The organism is Bacillus sp. NMTD17 (assembly GCF_002998735.1).
Taxonomy (GTDB): Bacteria; Bacillota; Bacilli; order Bacillales; family Bacillaceae; genus Bacillus.
Genome location: NZ_PVRH01000004.1, coordinates 306,332 through 329,449, shown reverse-complemented (window position 1 = coordinate 329,449; position 23,118 = coordinate 306,332). Strand labels below are relative to the sequence as shown.

Genomic DNA, 23,118 nt, shown 5'->3' with positions numbered 1-23,118 from the left:
CCGAATTACCCTACCTTATATCTTACCATTACACTATTTGTTTTTCAACAAGACAGAAATGGATATATCTACTGTTCCACAATGACAGATTCACCATCACTTTGATCTCCATCCATCCATTTCCACTTTTCGAACAGTTGAATTTTTCCGTTATCCAACTGCTTAGGTGTAGAATTGCAAGACCCGCTTCTCATGCTGCCGTCTTTGCTGACATGGTGGTACCTAAAATGAAGTGTTCCATCCTCATTCACAGTTCCTACAAGTACACCAGATACAATACTGCCGCCTTGATATGTGCCCGTTAATATATTCCCGTCCTGACGATATTGAAATATGGTTCCTGCCGATACTTCTCCGTTACTCGAATTAGACTGCGGGACAAAGGTTTTTCCGTCATAATGAAACAACCGAATCAACCACCTTTTCTTTCCTATTGTACCATAGGCTTGTCACTCATTCGACAAAAATGATGCAATTTTTAACAAGTGGGATTCAATTTATATTAGTTTAGCCACATTTTCGCTTTTCTATAGATTAAATTGTTTTTTTTAGAAATTGCTCTACTTTTTCAAACAATTGCTGTGCACATGGCTCGTGACAAACATGGTGTTTACAATCAGGTAAATAAAACATTTCTTTCTGACGAGACGGGATTTTATGATCAATAAATTCTGCACTTGAAGCGGGCACAATCCCATCACTTTCACCTTGAACAATTAACACAGGGAGGTGAAGCTTCTCAAGGGAGCTCTTCGTTTGCTTCACCAGCTTCATAAATTCTACAGCAGCTGACAGCGGCGTGCTCGTTAGCTTATGGCGGTATCTATCATACAAAGGATTCGTATCAATCAGCCCAGACAGTGATTCCTTCAACATCTGCCTTGTGTCTTGAATCATTTGTTTTGGATTCACATATTTAGCCGCAGCACTTAAAAGAACGAGACGAGCAACCGGATACTTCGCTGCTAGATAAGAAGCAATCATTCCCCCCATGGAAAAGCCGATCAAAAAAATGGTGTCGCATGTTCGGTAAAGAGATAGCAGTTCTAATTCAGCTGTTGCAATCCATTCTTGATAGAAAATGCCTTTGAGCTGAAGCTCATCTCCATGCCCCGGAAGCGTGACTGACTGAACGTTCCAATCTGTCTTCTGCTTTAAATATTGCGCCAGCGGTTCCACTTCATAGGGCGCGCCAGTGAATCCATGTATACATAGACAGCCAATCATTCTGTCACCTTCTTTGCCGCTCACTCTTTATAGTGCAGTAATGACTTCTTCTAATCTCATGCCGCGTGAGGCTTTGACTAGAACAACATCGTCAGGACCTGCTACGTCAGCAAGTTTTTTCTTCAGTTCCTCTTTGTCCATAAATGAGGACACGCGCGCGTCACCGAATGATTTCTTTGCTCCTTCAGCGATGAATGCACCTAGGCGGCCATACGTCATCACATGATCAATAAATTCAGGCTTGATGTAGCGGCCTAGTTCATAATGATACCTTTCTTCTTCGCTGCCCATCTCGAGCATGTCTCCAAGGACAAGAATGCGATTAGCGAAGCCGTCCATATCTCCTACAAGATCAATTGCAGCTTTCATGGAAGTAGGACTTGCATTATACGCATCATTGATAACAGTGATTCCTTTCTCTGTTTTAAACAGCTCAAGACGCATCCCTGTCAACTTTGTTTGCATGAGTCCTTGGGCGATTTGTCTTTCATTCAGTTCAAAGTGCTGGCCTATGGCAATTGCAGCAAGGGCATTTTTTACATTATGTTTTCCTAATACAGGAATGAGAAACCCCTGGGCATACCCTTCGACTTGAAATTCAGTTCCTTCTGCAAGCTGGTTGATATGCGTTACCTTGATATCGCAGTCTTCTGCTTCTCCAAAGGTTTTCACACGCTGCGAAAGTGCAGTCGCTCTCTCGCGCAGCAAGGGTTCATCTCCTAAGTAATAAAAGATGCCATCCTCTTTTAATCCTTTTGTGATTTCACATTTTGCATCAGCAATGGCTTCTCTTGATCCCAAATCTTGCATATGAGATTCTCCAATATTGGTGATGACTGCTGCATCAGGCTCAGCGAGTTTTGACAAAAACTCGATCTCACCTTTTGCACTCATCCCCATCTCCAACACAGCAATATCTGTTCCTTCCGGCATTGCAAGAATGGTGAGCGGTAGACCGATATGATTATTAAAGTTACCATCTGTTTTATGAACTTGATAAGCCGTTTGTAAGACGGAATGAATCATGTCTTTCGTTGTGGTTTTTCCATTACTTCCTGTAATACCGACAACACGAGGTTTTTCTTCTTTCAAGTATGATTTTGCCAGCTGTTGTAGTGCTGCCAGTGTATCCTCTACAAGAATGACAGGTACACCGAACGGTGGATTGGCTTCTTTTTGATTCCAAAGAACAGCTGCGGCTCCAAGCTCCACTGCTTTAGAAGCAAATGTGTGACCGTTAAAATGTTCTCCAATTAGGGGGATAAACAATGCACCTTTTGATACTTTTCGTGTATCTGTTGTCACTCCGTGAATTTGCTCTTCGCCAAAAGCTTGATTAGATAGTGTCCCACCAGCCATTTGGGCGATTTGTTTCACTGTACGTTTGATCATGATTTTTTCGCCTCTCTTTCTCATTTCACGTTTGAAGGAAAAGAGACACTACCTAAGGATAGTGTCTGCTTGTTGCTCACATTAAAAAGTCGTTTTAATGGTTTGTTTTTCTTGATGGCGTTCAATTGCAAGTGACACTAGCTTTTCAATCAGCTCTGGATACTCTACACCAGTGTGTTTCCAAAGCAGCGGGAACATACTAAATGGTGTGAATCCAGGCATTGTATTCACTTCATTGATCAACACTTCGCCTTTTTCTGTGAGGAAGAAGTCTGCACGTACAAGACCAGATCCATCGAGGGCTTTAAATGCCTTAATCGCCATATCATGAATCGTCTTGTATTCATCCTCTGACACGCTTGCAGGAATGATCAAATCTGTATCGCCATCTTCATATTTTGCTTTGTAGTCATAAAAATCTGTTTTAGGTGCAATTTCACCAACGACAGAGCATTTCGGCTCGTCATTTCCTAATACACCAATTTCGATTTCTCTTCCAACGACGCCTTCTTCGACGACCACACGACGATCATATTGGAAAGCCAAGTCGAATGCGGTTTGCAGCTCTTCTTTGCTGCGGCATTTGCTAATTCCAACACTTGACCCCATGTTGGCAGGTTTCACAAAGCATGGATAGCCAAGTATTTGTTCCACCTGTTCTAAGCTGTCTGGTGTGGCCTTTTCATAGTCTTTTTTATTGAAGGAAAGGTGCTTTGCTTGTGCAAGTCCTGCTTGAGCAAAAACATCTTTCATCATGACTTTATCCATACCCGCGGCAGAAGCAAGAACGCCGTTGCCGACATACGGGATATTTAGCAGTTCAAGTAATCCTTGCATCGTTCCATCTTCACCATTTGGCCCATGCAGCAATGGGAAGACAACATCAATCTTCTCATCAGCAGATGCAGGCTGCGGGAACATGCTCTCATTTAAAGAAGTTGGTAAAAACGTCTTTGCGTTCTGTTCAAATTGAAGCATTTTGACGTTTGAAACTGGTTCAGTGAGTTTTTCTCCTCTTAGCCATTCGCCCTCTTCTGTAATATAAATTGGATGTATATCGAACTTCTCAGTGTTAAGTGCTTTTGTAACTGCAAGGGCTGTTTGCAGTGATACATTATGTTCGGCTGACTTTCCGCCGTAAATCAATCCTAAACTTATTTTCAATGGATACTCCCCCCACTAAAATTCATCTTTACTATCTTATCACTTTCAAGCAAAAATGCTCTAATTAATTTTTGTTGTTACGGAATTGAAATGATTTGTAAAGGTTGTAAGCGCCTCCCGAGCATTTGTATGTCATTCGCCATTATTTTATATTAAAATGACATTGAAAAGGAGTTGTGACAAATTGAAAAAAATCACAAGTACTGAACAATTCAATGAAATCATTCAATCTGACAAAGAAGTCATCGTTAAATTCTTTGCAACATGGTGTCCTGACTGTACAAGAATGGACATGTTCATTCCAGACATCTTAGAGGCTTATGCTCATCATGAATGGTTTGAAATAAACAAAGATGATTTTCCTGAATTAGCAGAAACGTATCAGGTCATGGGTATTCCAAGCCTGTTGATTTTCAAAAATGGCGAAAAAACAGGTCATTTACACAGCGCAAACGCAAAATCACCTGAAGAAGTGACAGAGTTTCTTCAAGGGCACGTTTCTTAATTGGTTAAACGAAGGACATCAGCAAACGCTTGCTGGTGTCTTTTTTCTTCCCCATCTCTTACATCAAATCTCTCCATAAGACGAGTTGCACATCCAAAACGTTTCAATGAGCAAAAGAATGTTTTATATAGATGTTTCACTTACGACAAGAAATGACAGGAATTATTTCCTGGGAAAGAATGAGCGTCGACTAGGCTTCGAATTTGTCGGTTACGTGAATTTTCTGAATAGATTCTTTACTTCTGACATTTTGCTTTGTATAATAGAGTTGCTAATTGATAATGATTATCAATTTCATCTATATAAAATCCTATAGACGTCTATACTTATATAAAGGAGCGATGAGTCACATGTCTAAGAAGAAAATCAAAACATATCAGCAATTGATTGAAGAGAACAAGAAGGCCATCATGCGCGACCCTAAAATGATGGAAAGTATATACGAAACAATCGACAAAAAGCATCAGGAGCAGCTTGCAGCTGCTGGACGTGAATCATAAACATAAGACGAGCAGTCACAGCTGGCTGCTCGTCTCTTTTGTCTTTTTCAACAAAAAGAAAAAAGCCGATAAAATCTATGATGTGATTTTATCGGCTTTTGTTTTAATGTGATTTCGCTACACGGTCCTGCTTCATTCCTAAATAAATGAGCATATATGTGAGATAACCCATTGTCATTGTTAAACCACCGAAGAAGAACTGAGAAAAGACAGGCTCCTCAAAGGTTGTGACGGCAGCAAGAATGATCCAGCTCGCATATAAATAAACCATGAACCATTTCATGTTTCTTTTAAGTGTATACAGAAAGAAAAGACCCGCTAACGAAAAGATCCCCAGCGCTAGTCTGAAATAAATAAGATGATCAAACTGGAAGGCAAAAGACACAAACGAAAACGATAGCAACAACAAAATGGGTAAAGCCGTAATGAAATTTTTCACGATAGTGCCACCTCCAAGACTCCCTCTTATTATAAGACAAAATCAGCCGGTTATCGTGAAATGCAGACTCGTTTTCACAAAGATGTCACGAATTTTTCTTGTTATTTGACACAATTTTTACACATTTACATCACGCTTCCAAAAAAGAACCCAAGCCGTGCCAACAAAGAAAACAAAATGCGCCCCTACCATAAATAGAGAAAACAAAGGACTCATGCCATGAAAGGGCGGCGGTCCTTGAAAGCTGTACTGAGTAAAGTCCGTATTAGCAAAAAGCAGGATTTTCCCCCACTGATTTTCTAAAAGAGACATAATAGGCACAAGTGATTTCGCCGCATATAAAACAAAAAACGAGGTCACAAGCGCAACGAGGCTGTTCCTAAACAAGCTGGAACACATAAAAGCGAAGCTTGCCATCATCATCACTTCCACCCACTGAGATCCGATAACAGCAAACGTATGCTGAAATAATCGTCCCGTACTTTCATCAAATTCAGTACCAAAGAAAATAAAGCCAAATAAAAAAGCTAATACATAATAAAAAACAAACAAATATATGACCGTCAGCACAAGTGTGATGTATTTTGACAGAAAAATTTGCAGCCTTGTTTTGGGCCGGATCAATAAAAACTTGATTGTTCTTTTTTGAAATTCTGTTGAGATCAAGGTCGCGCCAATGACAACTGCGAGCACCTGTAAAATAAATACGACATTCGTGGAATAAGCAAAATAGTTGGCGACAGTGTCTTGTCCACCAAAGCTGGAAATGACTCGTTTCAACGCTAGAGCCATCGCCAATTGAAACACAACGATCAATCCAAGAGCAATGAATGTGATCTTTTTCCTCATCATTTTCTTATGCTCATTCTTGATGAGTTGAAGCATCTGCCGTCCCGCCTTCCGTCCATTTCATAAATGCCTCTTCAATTGATGGCTTTTGAGGCGTCATTTCAAGTACATCAAACCCAGCCAGAACAAGTTGTTTGTTCAGCTCAGGCACTTGTTCTTTGTTCAAATGAAGTAATACACGCGCTCCATTTCGTTCATATGTATAGGCCTGCGTGTCGAGCCACGAAACCGCCTTTTCCACTGGCTGAATATTCATGAGTATCTGTTCTTTCCCCTCCATGTCCCGGAGCTTCGCACTGGCTTTGATCTGTCCTTTTTGAATGATGATCATGCGGTCACATAGCTCTTCTACCTCATGCAATAAATGTGTGGCAAATAACACGGACGTTCCTTCTTCTCGTACGAGCATTTGCAAGTGCTCCCTGAATTCCTTCATACCTGCAGGATCAAGTCCATTTGTCGGTTCGTCTAAAATCAGCAGGTTCGGCTGATGTAATATGGCTTGTGCAATCCCAAGCCTTTGTTTCATCCCCAGTGAATACGTCTTCACCTTCTGATGAATGGCGTGCTCCAGACGAACTCTTTTCACCACTTCCTGCATGCGTTCTTCCGTCACTCCATCGTGCATCGCCGCATATAGTTCAAGGTTTTCAAAGCCTGTTAAATAAGAATAAAATTCGGGATTTTCTATGATCGCACCAACAGATGACATTGCGTGTAGAAAATCCTCATCCTGTGAATATCCATTGATCATGATTCGGCCATTGTTTTTTTTCATCAAACCAACGATCAAGCGAATTAAGGTTGTTTTTCCAGACCCATTTGGTCCTAGTAAGCCGACGATTTCTCCTTTCCCTATTTCTATAGATATATCTTGTAAGATCAATTTCCGACCAATTCGTTTATCGACTTTCTCTACTTTTAGAACAGCAGACTGCAACGTGTTTCCTCCTTCTGATGTAAAGCCTATGGCGGCAAATAAGACCGCTCATTCTTTTAAAAGTATATCACGCAAGACAAGAGGCCCATGAAAAAAAGGGCTGATCGAGTCAGCCCTTCTTTTACATTACATGGATAGGTTCGGTGATGCTGCGTCTTTCTCGTGTTTTTTCTCAGTTTCTGTCACAATCACCGCACATGCGGCGTCACCTGTAATATTGACAACGGTTCTTGCCATATCTAATAAGCGGTCTATGCCAAGGATGAGCGCAATACCTTCAACAGGAAGCCCAACCGAGTTCAAGACCATTGCGAGCATGATCAAGCCTACTCCCGGTACGCCGGCTGTCCCGATACTGGCTAATACGGCGGTTAATACAACTGTGAGCATTTGCATCAGCGTTAACTCCACACCAAACACTTGTGCAATAAAGATGGTTGCAACCCCTTGCATAATGGCTGTCCCATCCATATTGATCGTAGCGCCTAACGGCTGCACGAAACTAGAAATCGGCTCAGGTACTTTCAGTTTCTTTTGAGCGGTTTCCATTGATACAGGGAGAACCGCACTACTGCTAGACGTACTAAAGGCTACGACCATCGCAGGCGAAAAGTCTTTAAAGAATGTAAATGGATTTCGTTTTGCAAATAAAGCCAAGGTTGAGCCATATGTGAGAAAGAAATGCACCAATAGTGCTACTAACACCACTGTAAAATACAGTCCCATGGCTTTAATGGCATCAAGACCTTGACTCCCAATAGCCGTCACAATTAAGCCAAATGTCCCGTATGGAGCAAATTTCATGACCACTCCTACAAGGTACATCATGAGTTCATTGCCTTGTTCTAATATTTTGAGTAATCCTTCTGTTTTTTTGCCTAGCACTGCAATTCCTAGTCCTAAGAATACACAGAAAACAATGATTTGCAGCATATTTCCTTCAACTAAAGATTGAACTGGATTTGATGGAATGATGTTTAATAAAGTGTCTGTCGTAGATGGTGCTTCTTGAGGTTCGTATTCTGCCCCTTTTGTATCGAATGAACCAAAGGAACCCGGTTTAATTAATAATGCTAAAGACATCGCAATGATAATAGCGAAGGTTGTGGTCAGTAGAAAATATAAGATGCTTTTTGCTCCAATACGGCCTAGTTTTTTTGGATCTCCGAGGCCTGCCACACCAAGTGTAATGGAAAAGAAGACGATTGGCACAACCAGCATTTTGATTAGATTTAAGAAGATTTGACCTAGAGGTGTGAATAGATAAGGATCTAACACTTTGAATACATTTGGAGCGAAAATGTTAAGCAAAAGTCCCGTGATTGCACCTGCAATAAGGGCAATAATAATTTTTGTAGCCAGCTTCAATAAAATCTCCCCTTCCTCGTCAAAAAGACCCACGAGAGAGTTTTCTCGTGGGTCTGCGTGTCCTTACATATACCACCGTTTACTCTCTTCACGCCGATGAGGTTAGCTGACGGGTTAGGACGAAGAGATGTCCTTTTTTCTCAACAGAGAAAAATTCACCCCAAAATAGTGGGTCCCCCATTCCTTTAGAAGGATTAAGCGTGTGGTTATTATGATATTTTCATACTATTTATACCTTATTTTTAGAAAATTGTAAACAGGTTCAAATGAACTTTTTAACTACTTTCCTCCTTGTTGGTGACCTCCAAAATATCTAGGATAAACACAAAGATTGGTATACCAATAATGAGTCCCCAAATCCCGATGTAGTGTTCAGAGAAGATCAGCACAATAAATGTGAAGAAAATAGGGAGTTCTGTTTTTGCTGACATGAGTTTCGGGTTTAAGAAGTAGGCTTCAATGGCATGGATGATGACGATCACCAGCACAATATAAAGGACATACATGCCGCCTCCAAGGGTATACGCAATGATGCTGAGTGGAATAAGTGAGATGACCACACCCGCTACTGGGATTAAGCCTAGCAAAAAGACCATGACCGCTAATCCAAATAATTGCGGGAATCCCATAATGCCTAGCGCAATGGTTGTTAAGACACAGTTAACGGTTGCAATAATAAACTGTGCTTCGAGTACCTTTCCAAACGTTCTGGAAAATTTACGTCCAAAGAAGGCTATTTCATGATAGAACACTGAGATTTTACTCGTTTTGAACTTGTTCATGAATTGAATGAGGCGTTCCTTTTCGAACAGGAAGAACATGCTTAATATTAAGGACATAATGACCTGGATACTGAACGTGCTGAAATCTGTTAAGTATGTATAGAGGAAATTAAACCCTTTCTCAAAGTAAGCTGATATTTTAAAATCTCCGAATACGTTGGTGATGACATCAAAGAAGGGTAAATCTTGTGGATGATCTGCAATTTTCTTTCCTAAATGAAATAGCTGCTCAACCTGTTTGGCGATAATTGGCACAAACACGAATCCGCCAAACGTCAATCCACCAGCCAAAAGAATATACAAAATGGTGATAACCGATTTCTGTCCTATTTTCAGGAAGTGACTTAAAAAACCTCTAATGACCTCTTCTAACCGATTCATCAAAAAGGTGAATATGAAGGTCAAGAGAATTAAATTCATCATTCCTCTTAATAGATATAAGGCTGTGGCTAATACTACAAATACAGAAAACCGCTTAACACCGGGTTTTTCGAACAATTTAAAAAATGCCGCCATTACGTTACACACCTGCCAGGACTAAAGTCTATTTTTCATCGGATCTGATATACATTATATCGGATCTTTCTGTAAATTATATAATAAAAGGTCAATAAGGTCTTACGATTCGTTTTAATTTTATCAAGCTTTAATGTTTTTTCTTTTCAGCACAAGAAAAAACCGAACCCCATGTAGAACATAAGGTTTCGGTTTTTAGGTTGTTTTTATACTATACAGCCTGCTTCATATTGCGCATTTCTTGAAGTGCTGTTTTGCTCTTCGCTTCGTCAAATTCACCTTCACTTTTCGCAACAACGATTGTTGCAATTCCATTTCCAATAAGATTTGTAATGGCTCTTCCTTCGCTCATGAATCGATCTACCCCAAGCAGCAGTGCAAGCCCCTCTAGCGGAATGACCTGTAGTGCAGCGAGTGTAGAAGCCAGCACGATAAATCCGCTTCCTGTCACCCCAGCCGCTCCCTTTGAGGTGAGCATCAGGACAAGGATGATGGTGATCTGCTGACCGATGGACAAGTCTACACCAAACACTTGTGCCAAGAAGACCACAGCCATCGATAAGTAGATCGAGGTTCCATCTAAGTTAAAGGAATACCCTGTTGGGATGACAAGACCAACCACAGACTTAGAGCACCCGTAGCGTTCCATTTTATCCATCATTCTTGGCAGCACGGATTCTGATGAGCTTGTGCCAAGAACAATTAAAATTTCATCCTTGATGAACCGCAGGTAACCGAACAGGCTGAAGCCATACATTTTACAAATGATGTTCAGCACAACGAAGATGAACAGGAACATGGTCATATATACGGAGAGCATCAGACTCGCTAGCGGTTTAATCGATGCCAAACCAAAGTGTCCGATCGTATAAGCCATTGCCCCAAATGCACCGAGCGGCGCAGCACGCATGATATATCCAATGATTTTAAAGAAAACAAGTGACAGCTTATCAAGCCACTCAATGATTCCTTTCCCCTTCTCGCCAAGTGCAGCAAGCGCAACACCGAATAAAATAGAGAAGAATAAGACCTGTAAAATATCACCCTTTGCAAAAGCATCTACCATATTAGATGGTACGATGTGTGTGACAAATTCCATCCAGTCGATACCCTGTCCCCCATTTTGGGTATACTGTGAAACATCCCCTTTTTCAAGCTTGCTATAGTCCAGACCTGCACCCGGCTTCATGATATTTACCACAAAAAGACCGATGACCAAAGCAAGCGTCGTGACGACTTCAAAATAAATAAATGCTTTTCCCCCAACTTTTCCAACCTTTTTCATATCCCCCATCTTGGCAATACCAAGAACAATGGTTAAGAAAATGATTGGCGCGATGACCATTTTAACGGCATTAATAAAGGTGTCACCAAGCGGCTTCATTTCTTTTCCGACGTTTGGCCAAACCATCCCGACAATGATCCCGATAATGACAGCTGCAATCACCTGAAATGTCAGGTTCTTCAAAAGCCTCTTCATAAAAAATCAACTCCCTCACCCTTTGATGTAAACGCTTAACTGTTATCTGTAGCTAAATGATAGCGATTTCACCAAAGGCTGTGAAGCTTATGGACATATCGTACATTTTGGTCTTTTTGGTCTATTAGTCAGAATGTACGATATATTTATTGACAGGCCGGCCAACCCCGCCATATTGCATATCTAATTTCAGCTCGCCTTCTTTCACTAAGAAGTCTAAATACCGGCGTGCCGTGACACGGGCAATGCCGAGTGCATTGGCAACTTCCTCTGCAGACTGCGGGCCTTCCTGCAAGCCCATATAAGCTTTAATTTCATTCATCGTATGCACATTCAGCCCCTTAGGGAGCCAAGTATCCTCCTGCTTAACAGCAGGCTTTCGTATGATATCATCCAGCATCTCCTGAGAAAATTCTGCTGCTGTGCGAATTTTAGATTTAAACGCTTTATAGTTTTCAAGTGATTCTTTCATACGTTCGAACTTAAACGGCTTGATGATATAATCTCGTGCGCCATTTTGAAGCATGATGCCAATGGTCTCTTTGTCCTTTGCCGCAGAAATAACGATCACATCCACCTGTATCTTTTGCTTTCTAATGTCTTGAAGCGTCTTCACGCCATCTTTTTTTGGCATATATACATCGAGGACAACAAGGTCTGGACGAATTTCTTTGATCAGCTGGATGCCCTGCTCCCCATTACCTGCGACTGCCGCAACTTGAAAGCCAGGAACACTCTTAATGAATTCTTTATTCACTTCTTGCACCATCGGGTCATCTTCAATTAATAGCACCTTAATCTGAGTCATCTGTCTCTCTCCTCTATTGTCATTGGGAATTCGATTGAGAAGGTGGTACCAATGCCGATGCTTGATGTGACTTCTACATTTCCCATTCCTTTGTCGATAATCGTTTTTACAATATACAGGCCATAGCCTGTTCCGCCTTCTTTGCCGTGTGTGAAACCTTTATCGAAAATATAAGGAATCATTTCCTCTTCAATCCCGGAGCCATTGTCTTCAATTAACATCGCGAGGACATCCTCGGTTTGATCAATACTAATAGAAATGCGTTTTGTGTTTCTTTCTACAGTATCATACGAGGCAAAGGCGTTCTCGATCAGATTGCCAAGCAGCTTCGTCATATCATGCTGATCTAGACGCTCAGGGAAATCACGCAGACAGCTATGTTCGTCTACTTCGACCTTTATGCCTAGCTCCTTGCCCCTTCTGATTTTGCTCATCAATAATCCCGCAACGGCATCATGCTGAATGACGCGGTGAAGAAAGTCCATCACATGTTCCTGTTCTTCCGTCGTTTGAAAGGCTAGATCGAGCGCCTGATCGGGTTTACCAAGCTGAATCAGCCCGGCAATCGTATGAAGCTTGTTCATATGCTCATGGTTTTGCACCCGCAGACCGTCAACAAAGTTCTTGACTCCGGTTAACTCCTCTGCCAATTTTGCCGCTTCTGTCCGGTCCTGAAAAATGGCGACCGCTCCGATAATTTTCTTTTTCATGACAATCGGAATCCGGCTGCTCATAATCCGCTTTCCACTCATATGAATTTCTTCATTGTAAACGGGTTCAGCGCGATCAATGATCTCAGGGAGTCTTGTGTCAGACAGCACATCCCAAATATTCCGGCCTACGACATCCCCTGTCACACCAAAAATTTGCTTCGCCTTTTCATTAAAAATGGTGATCATGTGCTGATTATCAATGGCGATGACCCCTTCATTAATAGAGTGGAAGGTTGCGGTGCGCTCCTCTAGCATTCTGACAATCTCATGCGGCTCCAGCTTAAACATTTGCTGTTTAATATGACGGGCGAGCAAAAATGAGCCTACAAGCCCAAAGCTGAGCGTCAGCAGAAGGATCATGAGGATATCCCGCTTCATTTCTCCTAATATATCGATCATACTTGGCAGCGTTCTCCCTACAAGGACAACCCCTGTTTGATTAAATTGATCATCCTTCACTGGATAAAAGGCTCTGATGGCTGTCCCAAGCTCTCCCTCTGCTTCTGAGAAATAAATATGCTCTGCAAAAGCAGGTTCTTCATCTGTCCCCTCCGAGCGCTGACCAATCCTTGTTTTTACTGGATGCGTTAATCTCACATGATCCATATCCATGACGACAATGTAGTCAGCATCTTGAATAATCCGAATCTCTTCGATGGCATGCTGTAATCGGTTACGTTCCTTTGTTTGATCAGCTAACGCCTGCTTCACCTCATTCATCTCAGCCACTGTTCTCGCCGTGTTCATGAGCCTTTTTCGAAGCTCTCGTTCCTCTGTTTGCTGGATTCCCCCAACAAGGACAATTCCTCCGATTAAAAGGGCGAAAATGACAACGAAATATGTGAGAATGGTGAGCTTCCATCTAATAGATAATTGTTGTAATTTCAATCGATTTCTCATCATTTTTTCACCTGTATCTTTACGAATTCTTCCTCGGTCAAGTATGCTTGACATAAGGGGGATCGGACGCATGAAGAATTTACTCGCCTATACACTATTGCTCATAATCGGTTTTGTAACCGCTTTATACTTTGGTTTTTATCATATGATGCCAAAATCAGCGACGACCTTTGATGATGAACAGACAGGGCTGAAGGATCAGCTTGTGTTCAAATTTAGCCATGTCGTGGCAGATAATACACCAAAAGGACTTGCCGCAAAGAAATTTGCTGAGCTTGTGCACGAAAAATCCGATGGGAAGATCAGCATTCAGATTTTCTCCAACGGGAGTCTTTATTCTGATATAGAAGAAATTAATGCACTTAAAGAGAATCAAGTTCAATTTATCGCCCCGTCTACCTCGAAGCTCGGCATGCTGTCCCCTGAGTGGCTGGCTCTTGACCTTCCCTTTGCTTTTTCTAATTATGATGCGGTTCAAGAAGGCCTACACGGTGCAATTGGCCAAAGATTGTTTGGCACCCTGCAAAAAGACGGGCTAAAGGGAATGGCCTATTGGACAAATGGCTTTAAGCAAATCACCTCTAATAAAGGTCCAATCAAACAGCCTGGTGATTTAAAAAACCAATCTCTCCGCATTATGCAAAGCGACATGATTGAAAAACAATTCAAACTTCTTGGCGCAAAGCCCTATCAGGAATCGTTTAATTCAACGTTCCAGCTATTAGAGACAAAAAAAGTAGACGGTGAAGAAAATACCATTTCAAATATTTATTCAAAAAAATTCTATCATATACAAGACTATATGACGATCAGTAATCACGGGTATTTGGGCTATGTGGTCTTAACAGATCAATCCTTCTTTGAACGCCAGACACCTGAAACGAAACGAATTTTACTTGAAGCCATGGAAGAAACAACAGCTTGGAATGAAAAACATGCAGAACAGATGAACAAAGATCAGCTAGAGGACATTAAACGGGAATCGCCGATTGCCATTCATGAATTGACGCCAGCAGAAAGACAAAAATGGGTGAAAGCCCTCGATCCTTTGTATGAGGAAGCCGAAAAAACCATTGGTTCCACCCTAATCAAGCAGATTCGCGAGCTGCGTGCGCGTTATGAACATTCTCCTATCCATGCTTTTCAAGATGAGGATGAGACCAAATAAAAAATCCCTTTGAGAAAGGGATTTTTATGCACCAGATTCACTCTGTTCTTGCTGCGTGAGCTCTTCTAATCTTGTGACAATTCTTCGCTTTCGGTATTGCATCATGCCTGTTTCGGCAATACCTTTTAGTTGTGAGCGGTTGGAGACTGCGCCAAACAAAATGCCTGCTATGGGAACAAGCTGAAACAGTTTCTTCCAGCCAAACGAATCCCGGTAATTATACACCACTTCACGCCACCCTTGGATTTGGGAAATCATGTTTTCGTGCTTTCCTTCTGAAGCTTGATAGCTCCTCAGCTCTTTTAATATAGATTTCTTCCCCACCACATCAGCAGAGTTCAGCTGTAAGCATTTTATGATGAAGACCCGCTCTTCCTTGTTTTTAGGATCATAGCCATAGGTGACGGCAATATCCTGTAATGTTTTAAGGGAAAGACCCAGTACCGCAGGAATATCTGCTGCCAGCGTAAACATACCGCCGACACCAGTTGTCGCACCTTGTACCGTGGCGAGGTTCGTCCTGTTTTTCCCCATATGTTCACTAATGGCATCCATGATTTCAATAGGAGCTTTTTCAATATCTTCTATGCGCTGAATGGAATCATCAGCACATTTCTTTTGAAATTGATGGATGATGCCTTTTTCTGATGTCAAATAGGCACCGCCTGATTGAATGTAATGCCCCATTTCATCTAGCAGTACACCAATTTTTTTCTGAATAAAGGCAGGCGTCAGCTTGTCCAGCATTTGAAATGGAAGGCGGCTGAGTTTCTCCCAAAACCATACCTTTTGCTGGTCTTTCTCCCACTGTTCAATCTCCTTTAATTGTGCTTTTAGCCACTCTCTTTCCTCCATGCCATTTGCCTCCTTAGATGCCGCTCAAGTATTTGTTTGTTATTATACACAATCCTTGTTCATCATACGTATAGAACATTGAAGCGGTTTCGAAAGGTTTGAAACTTTTTCAAAACGGTTATTGCTTAATACACAAACAAAAAGAGGAGTGATCAACATGTTAGGATTTCTGATTTCATTAGTTGTGGCGATTGTCATCGGCCTTATTGGCAGTGCACTCGCTGGAGGTAGTGTACCAGGAGGATGGATCGGTTCAATGATTGCCGGGCTTGCAGGTGCTTGGATTGGTCATGGATTACTTGGAACGTGGGGTCCTAGTCTGGCAGGCTTTGCGATCTTTCCAGCAATCTTAGGAGCAGCGATCTTTGTCATTATCTTAAGCCTGATCTTCCGTAGTGTGGGATCAAGGGTATCTTAAAAAAAACGAATAACAGAGGAAGCAGTAGGGACACCGTCTAAGAGGCGGTGTTTTTTATGTGATGGATTGACAAGGTATCTATTTTTTCACTTACATATGATAAACAAACCTATTAGTTCAGATAGTTGACTTTTCATGAAGATGGGCATATGATGATTAAAAATTGCATCAAGGAAACTTTTTGTGCCAAAGCAAAACTTTTGTAGAATCTAGGTGATGACATATGACAAACAAATACATCGAGGCACAGGCACACATGTCAGCGGCAGCTGAGCGTGCACTTGAAGGAAAGGTCAAAGGATTTAGAAGGCTCCTTCCTTTTCTCGGCCCTGCTTTTATCGCAGCCATTGCATATATTGATCCAGGAAATTTCGCCACCAACATTGCGGCTGGCTCCAAATACGGATATCTCCTTTTATGGGTCATTCTCATATCAAATCTCATGGCTTTGCTCATCCAGTCCTTATCCGCAAAGCTTGGAATCGCGACAGGTAAAAACTTACCTGAAATCGCACGTGAAGAGTTTCCAAAACCCGTTTCAATCGGTTTATGGATTCAGGGAGAGCTCGTCATTATTGCCACGGATTTAGCTGAGTTTATCGGGGCGGCACTTGGTTTATACTTGCTTTTTCGAATCCCTCTGCTTGAAGCATCTATTATCGCCGCTATCGGTTCATTTGCGATATTAGAGCTGCAAAGACGAGGCTATCGAGCATTAGAAGCAGGTATTACAGGCATGCTGTTCGTTGTCGTGATCGCTTTCGCTGTGCAAACCTTTGTCGCCAAACCAGATATCGCAAGTGTCGCTGGCGGACTGTTCATTCCAAAATTTGATGGCGCAGACAGCGTGCTGCTTGCAGCTGGAATTTTAGGCGCCACTGTGATGCCTCACGCAATCTACTTACATTCAGCTTTAACCCAAAGAAGAGTCGTCGGCAGAACGGAAAAGGAGAAAAAGCAGATTTTCCGCTTTGAGTTTTTAGATATCCTCATTGCGATGATAGTCGCCGGGGCCATCAATGCCAGCATGTTGATTGTGGCAGCCGCTTTATTTTATAAAAATGGTCTCTTTGTTGAAGATCTGGATGTTGCGTTTCAGCATTTTGATACACTCGCAGGGCCTGTATCAGCCATCTTATTTGGTGTAGGTCTGCTTGTAGCCGGACTATCCAGCTCTTCTGTTGGTACACTGTCAGGCGATATCATTATGCAGGGCTTTATTCAATACCGAATCCCGCTATATGTCCGCCGGCTGATTACCATCATTCCCCCTATTGCGATCATTGCATCTGGGGTGAACCCGACCTCCGCGCTTGTGATGAGTCAGGTCGTCTTATCCTTTGGTATTGCCTTTGCTTTAATTCCGCTCATTTTATTTACAAGTAAAAAGCGAATTATGGGCGAATTAACGAATGCCCGCTGGGTGACAGGAATATCTTGGGTGATAGCAGCTCTTGTTGTAGCACTTAATCTTTTCTTAATTGTAGATACGTTTATGTAAAAGACAGTGTTGAGCTGTCTTTTTCTTTCCATTTGGTTATGGTAGAATTCCCCTGAGAGGATGTGGGTTCATGTTTGTTTATCAGGATCAAGAGATATCCATGCGGCTGCTTGAGCCAAGAGACGCAAGAAGTCTGTATTTGCTCATTCAGCGGTCGAGAGAGCATTTACGTGAATGGATGCTTTGGGTGGATTCAACGCAGACAGAGGAAGACAGTATGGCGTTTATCCAAGGCGCCATGCAGCAAGCGATGCAGAACAACGGTTTTCAAGCGGGCATCTGGTCACATGGAGAACTCGTCGGCATCATTGGCACCCATCAAATTCATTGGATCAATAGGACCGTTTCAATCGGCTATTGGCTCGGAGAAGGCTATCAAGGAAAAGGCATCATGACAAAAGCCTGCCAAGCGGTCATTCGCTATTTATTTGAAGAGTGCGGACTGCACCGTATTGAGATTAGGGCTGCTGTCGACAATCAGAAAAGCAGACGCATTGCAGAGAGATTATCCTTTTCGCTTGAGGGAATATTAAGGCAATGTGAATGGCTGGGCAATCGCTTTACCGATCATTGTGTGTACGCCCTTTTACAGCCTGAATATATGAAACAAAAAACGTATTCGATGAATCAGCCTACTTAATTGTGTCGATTGCATGAATTATTTTACAAAGTGAAGCTTTGTAGTATCCGTTGTGATCGGCATCTGATAAAATAGAAGGAAAAATCGAGGTATGATGTATGTCTCTTATTATTTTATTTTACTTATGGATTGTCCCTTTGGTATTTGGTATTTTCTTCTCATTCCTAACAAAGAAAGCCACCTACAAACGCCGCTTTGTCCCATCCTATAGCATGGTAGGACTCAGCATCGTTTTTCTCATTCTGGCACTCGTCTTTTCAGCCAGCCATTTTCTATTTATTTGCGGTATGTTCCTATTTGCCACAACCCTTGTCGGCACAGGCATCCCTTTATTCTTAGCCTTTGGAAAAACACCATCCTAAACAAAAACCACCTTTTCGCGATGAAAGGTGGTTTCTTTTTTATTGAAGTGGCATTCGGTATGTCATCGTGGCATTTGGATGTTCTTCAATCGTCTTCATCATGTCTTGAAGAATCTCGGCTGCGCGATCATTTGAGTCATACTTGCCGAGCATCTTTGCCCAAGAAGTACTTCCCAAGATCATCCCTTCAATTTTTTTGCCGCTTACTGAGACTTCTTGGACATGAATCAGAGTTTGCTGGTTTTGTGTGAGGATCCATAGCATGGTTTTTTCTCCTTTTCAATTTGTAATGATTTCTACTTGATTTCTTCTCATTTTAAGCTTTTTTAACTGATAATTCATTTGATCTTTTGAAATAATATAAACCATTAGTTTTGTATGTGACGTTTATTCCAAAGATTCTTTTAATAAATCAAAGTTCCTTCACCCTATTCATCACTATCGAATCATTTTCTAAACTCCGATAAACACAAAAAACCTTTAAAGACATTTAGCCATTAAGGTTTTTGTATTTCATAACACTCTAATTCAATGCATCTTCTAATGTTTTCTTTTCATGTTCTAACATACCACTTATGAGAATACCACAAACTACTTCTTCTTTATCCAAAACAAATCCTACTGTATCATTTTGTAAAATAGACACTGCATCATTTTCTGAGAATGAAATTAATACCCTATCCTTCCCTATATATACGTCTAATTTACCTTTTTCGTCTATATAGGTATTATCATTAGATTCTTCTATCTGAAAACTCGGTACACCTTTAACCATATTTATATCTTCCATATCTAATTTCAAACTTTCCATTTTGTGTACATTTTCACTTAACGTTAGTGTAATTGAACGAATATTACCTGTATATTTCCCTAAACCTATTTCAATTAAAGATTTCTTGAAATCTCCAGTTCTCCAATATATCGTTGGCTCTTTTGATATATTCCAACTACCAAATTCTATATTAATCGGTGTATAAAGATCATATTCAATGTTTATAGGTTGACTGTCTTTATAATCTATTACTTTTAACATCATCATTTCTCCTTTTAAGGCATATACACAGCATGCTTTATTACTGGTAGTAATCCGTCTCCCCGGGGTTTACTAAATATTAATTCCCAATTACCTACCTTCATAATTTCTTCATATTTAATTCCTTGCTTAGCAGCATTGTTAACAGAGCTTTGGAAACTCGACAATAAAGTTTGACTATTTATCGGCATACCATGTGTAGTTGCATCTCTAGTTATATACTCAACCATATGTTTTGTTCCATTAGGGTGCACCCAGAACTGTCCATCAACTGTTGCTAATTCAAAAGATTTTGGGATTTTTGTACCTTCATAAAGTGGTTGAGTAACTTTTATATTCCTCCACACTGTACCATTATCTACATTTTTAGCAGTACTTTTAACCCCCATCTTCCCATGAAACCCTTTCGCCCCAAACGGCAAAAGCATTCCAAGCGCTGCGTTCATGCTCGCTTCCTGCTGTTCTTTCGAGACCTTATTCCCAAACATGTCTCTACCTGTAATTGCTTCGCTGAATCCGTTGGTGGCGGTGAGGCCGTATAAGCCTTTTTGCGATGTTTTTAAGGCGTCAAAAGACTTTTGCGATGTCTTGTAAATATCGACTGCTCTGACTGCGGCCGAGGTGGCTTGAGTTGTTTTATAAACAGCTTTTCCGCCTTTGAAAATGCGACCTGCCCAGCCGACGATTGGGATATAACCCGCTGCTGCCATGCCGCCTGCGGCGACGCGCTGTCCTGCGGTAAGTTCTTCGCCTGTGATCGGGTCAACGCCCGTTGCGGCGCGTTTTGCATCGTTTACTCCAGTCAGTTCATTCACGATATTTCCACCATAATCAAGTGCTTTTTCATACCAAGGGCGGTTGGCGAGTGCTTCTTGTTCCTTTGCGATTTCTCTAGCTTCTTCTTGTTCTTTTTTGATTTTGAGATATTCAGAAGTTTGCTTCTCAATATCGCTTTTTGCCTTGTAGATTTCGCTATTTTGATACGCTTTCTTGTCAAAATTCATAGGCGAAATCGCTTTTCCGTCATTTGTGGCATTCATCATTTCTGCGTACAATGCCAATGTAGCCTGCTGCTCCGTCTCTGACAAAGCATATTCATCTTTTAAATTTTGATCAAGCTCTCTTAGGTCTTTTACTGTCTTTTTTCGTTCATCTTCTGCATTTGCAATTTTTTCATCAAAGGTTTTGCTGTCAAATACCTCTAGAGAAATGAGGTCATCAATGTCCTGAAAAATGGTTTTAAGTGCCTTTTTTTGATCCTTTACAATGCTTTTGGCGTTTTTGATGCCCATATGTACTGCGTTGTCTAAAAAGTGTTCTTCTACGAAGGTATCGCCGCCAAAGTTTGTATCATCGAGTGTCCCAGAAACACCTTCATGAAAGGCCTTTTGCTTATCAATGAAGCTGATAAACATGTCTACATTTCCAGCGAGCTCTTTGTAGAAGCTTTTAATGTTATCGGCACCTTTCCCAGTGAAGTCGTCACCGAGATTAGAAACACCTTGTAATGCTTTTTTTAAATCTACCATTTGTTCGCGGAGTTCCTGGTAGTGTTTTGCCCTTGTGTCCGTGGCACTTGTTAGTGCTTTTGCATCAAGTATCTTGCCCAGAAGAAGTCACTCCCTCCATTATTGATCATAAAGTCTATTTTACCTTTCTCATCGAATTGGAAAAATAGGCTTTAAGTTACAAAATTAATTTCCAAATATTTTAATAGAGATGAAGGCAAGTGACAATTGAAATGATTTCCCTAATCATCACAAAAAAAAGTCAGCCTTCTTTTCAGAAGACCGACTACCTTGTGTTTAGAAAAAGCGTTTGAGGCTTTTCTTGAGTGGAGGGATATCCAGCTCACCTTTTTCAAAGAATTTTTTCAATAAATATTTACTGAAGCCTGCTGCTTGGGTGTACGTGATTTTTCCAGGTAACGGGGGTTCATTGGCGACAGTGACATCAATAATGACTGGTTTATCCGATTGAAGGGCTGTATCAAAGGCTGGAGCTAGTTCTTCATGTGATGACACGGAGATTCCTTTGCCGCCACATGCTTCTGCAAACTTAGCAAAATCAATATCCTCCAGCTCTATACCATAATTCATGTTTCCTTTTACCTGTTGCTCATATTCAATCATTCCTAAATTGTTGTTGTTTAAAATCACGACAACGATCGGCAGCTTATATTTTACAGCTGTCACAAAGTCTTGCATGACCATTGTGAAGCCTCCATCACCACAGACAGCAATGGCTTGTCGGTTCGGTTCATTTAACTTAGCCGAAATCGCACCAGGTAAACCACAGCCCATTGTGGCAAGCCAGCTGGAGATAATGAAATCCTGCTGTTTCATTTCAAAATGACGCGCCATCCAGACCGTCACATTACCAACATCAACTGAAAGAATGGCGTCTTCTTCGACTGCTTCTTCTAGTCTAGCAATGACTTGCTGTGGTTTAATCGGTGAAGTAGCAACGGATTTTTCCTTATCCATTTCTTCTCGCCACTTCATCATATGCTCTGTACAAGCTTCAAGAAAACCACGCTGCTCTTTATATTCAATGTAGGAAGTCAGTTCATGTAAACCACTCTTGCTGTCGCTCACGATTCCCACATCTACCGGATATCTTTTACCGATTTGATCTGGTTTAATATCCAGTTGAATGGCTGGCGTGTCCTCTGGTAAGTAGTCTCTATATGGAAAGGAGGTTCCAAGCATAATTAAGAGATCACATTCTTCCATCGCTTCATATGCCGGCTTCGTTCCAATTTGACCTAGGTTACCTAAAAAGTATGGATGCCTGTCTGGCACAACCCCTTTTGCAGGGAGTGTGATGACGATAGGAGCAGCTGCCTTTTCTGCAAATGAAAGAAGCTCTTCTTTTGCATGTCTTAATCCTTTACCTGCTAAGATGACAGGCTTCTTCGCATTGTTAATCAGCTGAGCTGCCTTTAGCAGTTGATCTTTCTTTGGCCGTACTTCTCCCTCCACATAAAGAGGAGATGTATAAACGGGTTTACGCTTAATTTTTTGAGAAAATAAGTCATCCGATACGGTGAGAACTGCCACACCTTTATGGGTATAAGCTGCTTTGATGGCTTGATTCAATAAGTCAGGCAGCGCTTCTGCTGTCTGTACCTGCTGATTAAAGACAGCGACATCGTCAAACATCCGCTCTAATTTGATTTCTTGGAATGCGTCTCTGCCTACTTCGGCTGAAGCAACCTGCCCTGCAATTGCTAAAACTGGTGCACCATCTGCTTTTGCATCATATAGTCCATTTAATAAGTGGACAGCACCCGGTCCAGCGATTGATAAGCAGACACCGAGTTTACCTGTTAGTTTGGCATCAGCCGCCGCTGAAAGTGCTGCCACTTCTTCATGTCTCGTTTGTATAAATTGTATTTGGCTTGATTCATGCCTAAGTTCTTCAATCAATTCGTTTATGCTGTCGCCGGGCATTCCATAAATATGTTTCACGCCCCACTCTTCCAGTAGCGCTGTTACTTCTTTTCCTGCGGTTCTTTGCGGCATGTGAGAAAACTCCTTTTTTCTTACTCCATAC

24 protein-coding genes and 1 riboswitch are annotated in these 23,118 nt (G+C 41.5%); of the genes, 7 read left to right on the top strand and 17 right to left on the bottom strand.

Annotation, left to right across the window (positions count from 1 at the left end):
* Nucleotides 1-68: 68 nt before the first annotated feature.
* The 4 genes from C6347_RS13865 to C6347_RS13850 form a co-directional block, all read right to left on the bottom strand.
* Complete coding sequence (locus tag C6347_RS13865; RefSeq protein ID WP_034663966.1) at nt 69-407, bottom strand: avidin-fold protein; 339 nt, start codon at nt 405-407, stop codon at nt 69-71.
* Between the two features lie 127 nt (nt 408-534).
* Entirely contained in the window at nt 535-1,227 is a 693-nt protein-coding gene (locus tag C6347_RS13860; protein WP_034663968.1) for an alpha/beta hydrolase, read from the bottom strand.
* Nucleotides 1,228-1,254: 27 nt separating this feature from the next.
* Entirely contained in the window at nt 1,255-2,619 is a 1,365-nt protein-coding gene (locus tag C6347_RS13855) for a UDP-N-acetylmuramoyl-tripeptide--D-alanyl-D-alanine ligase (RefSeq protein ID WP_060595586.1), read from the bottom strand.
* 81 nt (nt 2,620-2,700) lie between these two features.
* Entirely contained in the window at nt 2,701-3,783 is a 1,083-nt protein-coding gene (locus C6347_RS13850; protein ID WP_060595585.1) for a D-alanine--D-alanine ligase, read from the bottom strand.
* A 184-nt stretch (nt 3,784-3,967) separates the two neighbouring features.
* Between C6347_RS13850 and C6347_RS13845 the strand changes: the two genes are divergently transcribed.
* Complete coding sequence (locus C6347_RS13845) at nt 3,968-4,288, top strand: thioredoxin family protein (RefSeq protein WP_034663973.1); 321 nt, start codon at nt 3,968-3,970, stop codon at nt 4,286-4,288.
* A 350-nt stretch (nt 4,289-4,638) separates the two neighbouring features.
* Nucleotides 4,639-4,788, top strand: a complete 150-nt coding sequence (gene fbpB, locus C6347_RS13840) for a Fur-regulated basic protein FbpB (protein ID WP_106037120.1) — start codon at nt 4,639-4,641, stop codon at nt 4,786-4,788.
* A gap of 103 nt (nt 4,789-4,891) precedes the next feature.
* Here the strand turns inward: fbpB and C6347_RS13835 are convergent, their stop codons facing one another.
* The 8 genes from C6347_RS13835 to C6347_RS13800 all read right to left on the bottom strand — a co-directional run bounded on the left by C6347_RS13835 (nt 4,892) and on the right by C6347_RS13800 (nt 13,586).
* A complete protein-coding gene (locus C6347_RS13835; RefSeq protein ID WP_003214381.1) occupies nt 4,892-5,227 on the bottom strand; it encodes a hypothetical protein in 336 nt (111 codons plus the stop codon).
* Between the two features lie 117 nt (nt 5,228-5,344).
* Nucleotides 5,345-6,112 (bottom strand): ABC transporter permease, encoded by a 768-nt coding sequence (locus C6347_RS13830; RefSeq protein ID WP_060595583.1) that lies wholly within the window; start codon nt 6,110-6,112, stop codon nt 5,345-5,347.
* Nucleotides 6,090-7,016, bottom strand: a complete 927-nt coding sequence (locus tag C6347_RS13825) for an ABC transporter ATP-binding protein (RefSeq protein ID WP_106048611.1) — start codon at nt 7,014-7,016, stop codon at nt 6,090-6,092. Before C6347_RS13825 ends, C6347_RS13830 begins: the two co-directional genes overlap by 23 nt.
* A gap of 126 nt (nt 7,017-7,142) precedes the next feature.
* On the bottom strand, nt 7,143-8,384 hold the full coding sequence (locus C6347_RS13820) for a dicarboxylate/amino acid:cation symporter (protein ID WP_060595581.1): 1,242 nt from the start codon (nt 8,382-8,384) through the stop codon (nt 7,143-7,145).
* Between the two features lie 77 nt (nt 8,385-8,461).
* A riboswitch (cyclic di-AMP (ydaO/yuaA leader) is annotated at nt 8,462-8,595 on the bottom strand.
* A gap of 64 nt (nt 8,596-8,659) precedes the next feature.
* Entirely contained in the window at nt 8,660-9,682 is a 1,023-nt protein-coding gene (locus C6347_RS13815) for an AI-2E family transporter (RefSeq protein WP_034663979.1), read from the bottom strand.
* Nucleotides 9,683-9,893: 211 nt separating this feature from the next.
* The gene (dctP, locus tag C6347_RS13810) at nt 9,894-11,162 is read right to left on the bottom strand and encodes a C4-dicarboxylate transporter DctP (RefSeq protein WP_034666695.1); all 1,269 of its coding nucleotides are present in this window, start codon (nt 11,160-11,162) and stop codon (nt 9,894-9,896) included.
* A gap of 124 nt (nt 11,163-11,286) precedes the next feature.
* On the bottom strand, nt 11,287-11,970 hold the full coding sequence (locus C6347_RS13805) for a response regulator (RefSeq protein ID WP_060595580.1): 684 nt from the start codon (nt 11,968-11,970) through the stop codon (nt 11,287-11,289).
* The gene (locus C6347_RS13800) at nt 11,967-13,586 is read right to left on the bottom strand and encodes an ATP-binding protein (protein ID WP_066031785.1); all 1,620 of its coding nucleotides are present in this window, start codon (nt 13,584-13,586) and stop codon (nt 11,967-11,969) included. Before C6347_RS13800 ends, C6347_RS13805 begins: the two co-directional genes overlap by 4 nt.
* Nucleotides 13,587-13,653: 67 nt before the next feature.
* Here C6347_RS13800 and C6347_RS13795 point away from each other — a divergent pair, with 67 nt between their 5' ends.
* Nucleotides 13,654-14,751: a DctP family TRAP transporter solute-binding subunit gene (locus C6347_RS13795; RefSeq protein ID WP_034663982.1), complete on the top strand. Its 1,098-nt coding sequence runs from the start codon at nt 13,654-13,656 to the stop codon at nt 14,749-14,751.
* A gap of 24 nt (nt 14,752-14,775) precedes the next feature.
* Here C6347_RS13795 and C6347_RS13790 read toward each other — a convergent pair whose 3' ends face one another.
* On the bottom strand, nt 14,776-15,606 hold the full coding sequence (locus tag C6347_RS13790) for an EcsC family protein (RefSeq protein WP_106037118.1): 831 nt from the start codon (nt 15,604-15,606) through the stop codon (nt 14,776-14,778).
* A gap of 157 nt (nt 15,607-15,763) precedes the next feature.
* Between C6347_RS13790 and C6347_RS13785 the strand changes: the two genes are divergently transcribed.
* The 4 genes from C6347_RS13785 to C6347_RS13770 all read left to right on the top strand — a co-directional run bounded on the left by C6347_RS13785 (nt 15,764) and on the right by C6347_RS13770 (nt 18,527).
* A complete protein-coding gene (locus C6347_RS13785) occupies nt 15,764-16,024 on the top strand; it encodes a GlsB/YeaQ/YmgE family stress response membrane protein (protein ID WP_034663984.1) in 261 nt (86 codons plus the stop codon).
* A 223-nt stretch (nt 16,025-16,247) separates the two neighbouring features.
* Complete coding sequence (locus C6347_RS13780) at nt 16,248-17,525, top strand: Nramp family divalent metal transporter (protein ID WP_106037117.1); 1,278 nt, start codon at nt 16,248-16,250, stop codon at nt 17,523-17,525.
* Between the two features lie 70 nt (nt 17,526-17,595).
* Nucleotides 17,596-18,165 carry a GNAT family N-acetyltransferase gene (locus tag C6347_RS13775; protein WP_034663987.1) on the top strand — a complete coding sequence of 190 codons (570 nt, stop codon included), beginning with the start codon at nt 17,596-17,598 and terminating at the stop codon, nt 18,163-18,165.
* 98 nt (nt 18,166-18,263) lie between these two features.
* Nucleotides 18,264-18,527, top strand: coding sequence for a hypothetical protein (locus tag C6347_RS13770; protein ID WP_034663988.1), 264 nt, complete (start codon nt 18,264-18,266; stop codon nt 18,525-18,527).
* Between the two features lie 39 nt (nt 18,528-18,566).
* On the opposite strand, the gene C6347_RS13765 is transcribed toward C6347_RS13770, so the two are convergent.
* The 4 genes from C6347_RS13765 to C6347_RS13750 form a co-directional block, all read right to left on the bottom strand.
* Nucleotides 18,567-18,791, bottom strand: coding sequence for a hypothetical protein (locus tag C6347_RS13765; protein ID WP_003214145.1), 225 nt, complete (start codon nt 18,789-18,791; stop codon nt 18,567-18,569).
* Nucleotides 18,792-19,050: 259 nt separating this feature from the next.
* Entirely contained in the window at nt 19,051-19,560 is a 510-nt protein-coding gene (locus C6347_RS13760; protein ID WP_060595579.1) for a hypothetical protein, read from the bottom strand.
* A 14-nt stretch (nt 19,561-19,574) separates the two neighbouring features.
* Nucleotides 19,575-21,170 (bottom strand): ribonuclease YeeF family protein, encoded by a 1,596-nt coding sequence (locus C6347_RS13755; RefSeq protein ID WP_106071750.1) that lies wholly within the window; start codon nt 21,168-21,170, stop codon nt 19,575-19,577.
* A gap of 195 nt (nt 21,171-21,365) precedes the next feature.
* Complete coding sequence (locus C6347_RS13750; protein WP_106071749.1) at nt 21,366-23,087, bottom strand: pyruvate oxidase; 1,722 nt, start codon at nt 23,085-23,087, stop codon at nt 21,366-21,368.
* Between the last annotated feature and the right edge of the window lie 31 nt (nt 23,088-23,118).